Raw genomic sequence first — 3,319 nt, 5'->3', positions numbered from 1 at the left:
GGTGACGTCGAGTACTACACCAGTGTTACGGTATTGTATGGTTTGGACAATAGTAGCGGCACTTTGCCCACCTTCAAGGTTGCTGGCAGTGGAGGTAAGTACTGGTATATCAGTACCAACGTTAACGGTAGCTGAGCTACCGTCAGTAACCAGAATACGTGGTCGCGAGAGTACCTTAACTAAATTTTCGGTCTGAGACAGATTAGCAATCACGTCCAAACCTAGATCTGGATCGATGGCGGTAATGTTTAGTGTATTCTTACCAAGGCCTAGCGCCCCTTTTGTGCCGATAGAGTAGTTGTTCTTTTGTAAGAACCACTCCAATCCAAATTGCAACTTTCCAGTCAACGTCACTTCCGCAATCATTACCTCCAGTGCGACCTGCCGGGGTGCAGTGTCGAGGCGTTTCAGTAGTGGACGAATTTTTTCATAGGCTGCTGGTGTAGCGTAAAACATTAGCTGGTTCTGGCGTTCGTCAACGACCAGTGTCAGATCTTGTGTGCGGGTTACACCAGCGCTCTGGTTGCCAGCGGAGCCTTTTGAACTGCTGGACTTTTCCTCGGACGCATCGTTAGTATTTGCGTAGCTACGTGACGCCTGACTGCGATCGAGAGTCAGAAGTTGCTTCAGGCTATCCCCCATATCCAGCGCTCGGGCGTTTTGAGGTTTATAGAGAAAGTAGCGTTGCTCAGTGGTCTTACCAGGAACGTCCAACTGGCGTGCCCAGTGATAGACACGCTGCAATAGGCTGCGTTCAGATGCAAACGCCACAACTGCCTGACGTTGAGTTAGTGGGATAACAGCGACGGGGCCTTTGTTTTTTCCACGGCCCATATTGATTCCCTCGGCATCCAGTAGTTCGCTGAGGCTTGTGATAAAGGCGTCGGGTTGCAGGTAGATCAGATCAATCAAGGCAATTTCGCGGGAGCGGCTTGCTGGGGCGTCTAGCAAAACCAGTAGCTCGAGTGCACGGCGGACGTTGTTAGTCTCACCCTGAACGAACAGAAACTGTTTCTCTTCCTGGGCAGTCACTTGCACTTTGAACAACTGCTTGAGTAGGGCTTGAAAACCACGAGGGGTGCCAAAGCGTACCGGTACAATCTGCATGACGGGGCCGTCGACTTCGGGCACATCCACGCTGCGATTACCAATCCCGATTGTTAGGCTGCGCTTGCCAGAGTTTTTATCCATCGGCTTAATAAAGAAGATATTATCCTGGCCCAGCATCTCAATCTGCTTTTCAGTCAGCAGACGTTGAGTGAGCCTGAATAGTTCGCGCTTACTGATGCTGTGTTGGAGATTGAGCACGACCGGTTCTTTAAAGCGCTTTTCCAGCTTTGGAGCGACCGTATAACTAACTGCTAACAGCTGATCCAAAACCTGATGTAAGAACTCTTCCAGCGGCAGTTGGTCAGCGCTCAGGCTTACCTGTTCGGTATCGGAGAAACCAAGTGCGATTTCATCCTCTGAGGACGTAAAGGTCGGGTTGGCTGTTTTCAGCGTATTGAGGCGTGTGTACTGCGGCGATAGTGTTGCCGACGGATCTGTAGTGGGCTGCACAACCGCGTCAGTGACGTTACCAGAGACCTGTGGCTGCTCCTGAACGGAAAGGCCGGATGCTGGTAGCTGCAGTGTATTAGACGTGCTGGCACATCCGCTCAGTATTAAGAGTGCCGCCAGGAAAACGGAGCTGATTTTGATCGGTGTATAGCGCACAGCTATTTAGCCTCGGGTCAGTGTTCAGAGGTGGTGTTGGTTTGGTCGGATGTATCGACAGGTTCAAACAGATGGAGTTGGAACTGTCCACGGGAAGGAGATTCTAGCAATATCGATCGACTTTCGATAGCCAGTATCCGAGCCTGCCCGAGCGTTTCCCCTTCCCCAACGGTCATGATAATGGCGTCCGGTGGTGTTTTTTTACTCAGTTCGATGATCGCACGCAATGATTCATCGGAGTTGGTGCGTATGGCAAGCAGATGATAAGACTCGTACAGGGTCTCCCCTTTTTCCTCGTTCTCCAATTCGTTGTTCTGATTGTCCAGTAGCTGGCTGCGAACATCTGTGAAGAAAAGGTCAAATGCTGGCGGAAGAGGAGTTTGATTTTTCAAGCTCGCTGTTTCATGAGTAAGAAGGTATTGCTGAGGTGCAGAACCCAGCTGCATGGCGGGTGTATGAAGGCGAAACCAGAGATCTAAAGTAATCAATGATAATATTGCTAGGACGAGCAGAGCACGGGAAATTTTCGGCATTAAAAACCCTCCCCCTGATGTTCAGGAAGCGTAAAGTAGCGCCTTAAGATAAAGCTGGCTTGGATTTTGTTGTCTGAGCTGCTTTTATTTCTACGCAGATCCACTTCCGCTACTTGGATAAAATGAGGAGAAGCCTCAAGTGCGTGTGACCAATGTACTACATCATAAAAGTGACCAACGAGGCTGATGCGGATTTCTGCCAAACGTGGATATTGATCATAAAAATTCCACGCACGGGAGCGTTCGTCCAGTGAGTGCGCCTGCATTGTGCTGTCCAGTACTTGATTCACAGAGATTTGAAACTCCAAATCATTCGCGACTTGAGGTACTCGTTGAGTGAGTATATCCAACTGCTTCTGAAGCTCTGTGATACGTGCTGGTCGAGCAGAGTCTGCTAGCTGCTGTTCTGCGCGCATATTTCGCTTTGACAGTGCCTCATTGGCTGAGCGTTGTTCCTCTTGCCAATTCACAATAGGTACAATAATGAATCGGGCAATGAGTAGTGTCCCCAGAACACCCAGTAACAATGCCTTACGATTGGGGCTCATACTTCAGGCTCCCCTGCCTCTTTAGTATCTGATTGTTGGGAGTGTTGGATGGAGATCTTCAGGCGAAACCGCTCCAAATCTTTCTGACGAGATACTGGTGTGGTGAACTCGGCTCCGCCTACCCAGCTCAATAGTGAAATTCTTGCGAGCAGTGCTGAGGCACTCTCGGTTGTGCCTGCGAGTACCAGTTGGTCACCAGTTAGCATAAAGCGGCTAAGCTGAGTGCCTTTCAAAGGAAGTTCACTTAACTGGGGCCAGAGTTGACTCGGTTGTGGGGCATTGGTGAACAGCGGTGCCAATTGCTTCAGCTGCAGCTGAAGGTCTTGTTCTTGCTGATTATCTGCAATGATATCTCTTAAGGGATCAGCAAGCTGCGCCTGTACTTTTTCCAGTTGGTTGAGTTCGTGAATCAATAATGCGCTACCCATGCCAAGCCATACGGTTATTGCTGCCACAGTGTATACCCCCCATCGCTTTAATTCAGAGAGATGAGGGAGAGTGAAGCTGTTTGGTAGTTGTGTG

The 3,319-nt window shown here is 49.7% G+C and carries 4 protein-coding genes; all 4 read right to left on the bottom strand.

Annotated elements, in window-relative coordinates; translation table 11 throughout:
• Nucleotides 1-1,716, bottom strand: a 1,716-nt coding sequence (locus ABYW01_RS17315) for a secretin N-terminal domain-containing protein (RefSeq protein ID WP_372835150.1), incomplete at its 3' end; no start/stop codon positions are given.
• Nucleotides 1,717-1,733: 17 nt separating this feature from the next.
• The gene (locus tag ABYW01_RS17310) at nucleotides 1,734-2,249 is read right to left on the bottom strand and encodes a hypothetical protein (protein ID WP_372835146.1); all 516 of its coding nucleotides are present in this window, start codon (nucleotides 2,247-2,249) and stop codon (nucleotides 1,734-1,736) included.
• Nucleotides 2,249-2,797, bottom strand: a complete 549-nt coding sequence (locus ABYW01_RS17305) for a hypothetical protein (RefSeq protein ID WP_372835144.1) — start codon at nucleotides 2,795-2,797, stop codon at nucleotides 2,249-2,251. Before ABYW01_RS17305 ends, ABYW01_RS17310 begins: the two co-directional genes overlap by 1 nt.
• Nucleotides 2,794-3,319: hypothetical protein (locus ABYW01_RS17300; RefSeq protein ID WP_372835141.1), on the bottom strand; the 526-nt coding region annotated here is incomplete at its 5' end. The genes ABYW01_RS17305 and ABYW01_RS17300, both read right to left, overlap by 4 nt.

This window comes from Pontibacterium sp., from assembly GCF_041587635.1.
GTDB lineage: Bacteria > Pseudomonadota > Gammaproteobacteria > Pseudomonadales > Balneatricaceae > Pontibacterium.
Note: the sequence above shows the minus strand (reverse complement) of the source record. Positions and strands in the feature narration are given on the sequence as shown.

Coding starts and splice junctions, on each gene's coding strand:
- ABYW01_RS17310 (WP_372835146.1), bottom strand. CDS start 2,249: ATGCCGAAAATTTCCCGTGCTCTGCTCGTCCTAGCAATATTATCATTG.
- ABYW01_RS17305 (WP_372835144.1), bottom strand. CDS start 2,797: ATGAGCCCCAATCGTAAGGCATTGTTACTGGGTGTTCTGGGGACACTA.